Origin of the sequence: Paenalicyclobacillus cellulosilyticus, from assembly GCF_014647315.1 — a bacterium.
GTDB classification, from domain to species: domain Bacteria; phylum Bacillota; class Bacilli; order Alicyclobacillales; family Alicyclobacillaceae; genus Alicyclobacillus_J; species Alicyclobacillus_J cellulosilyticus.
Genome location: NZ_BMOY01000135.1, coordinates 1 through 229, shown reverse-complemented (window position 1 = coordinate 229; position 229 = coordinate 1). Strand labels below are relative to the sequence as shown.

General features: G+C 53.7%; 1 protein-coding gene. It reads left to right on the top strand.

From position 1 onward, the window contains the following. Positions 1-229, top strand: a 229-nt coding sequence (locus tag IEX97_RS13765) for a sodium:solute symporter family transporter (protein WP_444541810.1), incomplete at both ends; no start/stop codon positions are given.

Genomic DNA, 229 nt, shown 5'->3' with positions numbered 1-229 from the left:
GCGGTGGCCATTGCAGTCGCAGGTTACTTGGGTCTGCATCCACCGGGCTTCGCGGCAGGTACGGTAGCACTGGCCTTCGGTCTGGCGGCGTCCTCCATCTTCCCGGCTCTGATGATGGGTATCTTCAGTAAGAACATCAACAAAGAAGGTGCTATCGCGGGTATGATTGCAGGTATCAGTATCACTCTGTTCTACGTGTTCCAACACAAAGGTATCCTATTCATCGCAG